Source organism: Bacillus sp. JJ1127 (genome assembly GCF_036965845.1).
GTDB lineage: Bacteria > Bacillota > Bacilli > Bacillales > Bacillaceae_G > Bacillus_A.
The window spans coordinates 1-1,200 of record NZ_JBALQK010000165.1 but is presented as its reverse complement, the minus strand read 5'-3'; the positions used below and the strand labels follow the sequence as shown (position 1 = coordinate 1,200).

Annotated in this window: 1 protein-coding gene; it reads left to right on the top strand. The window is 35.0% G+C overall.

All coding sequences use genetic code 11. The features are described 5' to 3' along the window. The first annotated feature begins 107 nt into the window (after nt 1-107). Entirely contained in the window at nt 108-1,091 is a 984-nt protein-coding gene (locus V7183_RS16700) for an endonuclease/exonuclease/phosphatase family protein (protein ID WP_373605234.1), read from the top strand. The last annotated feature ends 109 nt before the right edge of the window (nt 1,092-1,200 follow it).

Below are 1,200 nucleotides of genomic sequence, written 5' to 3'. Positions count from 1 at the left end.
AAAATGGATTTATATAAAAGGGAGTCATTTGCTTGAAGAAGATTTTTAAAGTGATTTTCATATTGGTTTTAATAGTAGCAGGTGGTCTCGCTGTATTTTTAGCGTATATGACAATTACAGATGTGGAACCAGCTGTTGCTACTGAAGTAAAGGTGGAGAATAATAAAGCGAGAGTATTAAAGCAGGGGAATGATTTTAAAGTTACTACATTTAATATTGGATATGCTGGTTTAGATAAAGATCAAGATTTCTTTATGGACGGAGGAGAGGGATCACGTTCTAGTAGTAAAGGACAAACAGAGACGAATTTAAAAAATATGCTTTCTTTTTTACAGAGAGAGGATGCTGATTTTGCATTATTACAAGAAGTAGATGTAAAAGCGTTGCGATCATTCGACATAAATGAATATGAAGTATTTAAACAAGGTTTGCCAAATTACGCATCATCATTTGGCTATAATTATAACGTACAGTGGGTCCCTGTTCCTTTGGCAAAACCAATGGGCTATGTTGAGGCGGGACTAGGAACATTCTCTAAATATACGATTCAAAAAGCAGCAAGATTTCAGCTTCCAGGAATAGAGCCTTGGCCGAAGCAGTTGTTTGATTTAGATCGAGCGATTGTTGAACATAAAATTCCTGTTGATAATGGCAAATATGTAAGACTTGTAAACTTACATTTATCGGCTTATGATGAAGGCGGAAAAATAAGAAGACAACAAGTGGATTATTTAAAACAATATATGAACAAACACTATCAAAACGGTGATTACGTAATATTAGGTGGAGATTGGAATCAGTTAGTTTCTAATGTTCAATTACAGGATCCTAATTTTTTAAAAGTATGGCCTGAGTGGTTAGTAGAGCTGCCAAAAGATTTTACAGATGGTGGGTTCAAATGGGCAGTAGATTCGTCAGTTTGGACAGTAAGGGATGATGCTAAGAAATATGTAGAAGGCGAAAACTTTGTGACCATTATTGATGGGTTTTTGGTTTCACCAAATGTCGAAATTGTAAATGTACAAGGAAAAGATTTGAAGTTTGAAAATAGTGATCATAATCCAGTGAGTGCTGTGTTCAAATTGAAATAACTGCTATATATACATCAACTAAATAAACTTCCTCTTTTTAGGCGGGAGAGAGCATCTATTCATGTATAGAAGCGGTCAGGGCTTTTTCTGTCACATGCGAAGTAAAAAC

What these genes read in the sequence shown, in the direction of transcription:
- V7183_RS16700 (WP_373605234.1), top strand. Translation starts at nt 108, where the DNA reads ATGACAATTACAGATGTGGAACCAGCTGTTGCTACTGAAGTAAAGGTG.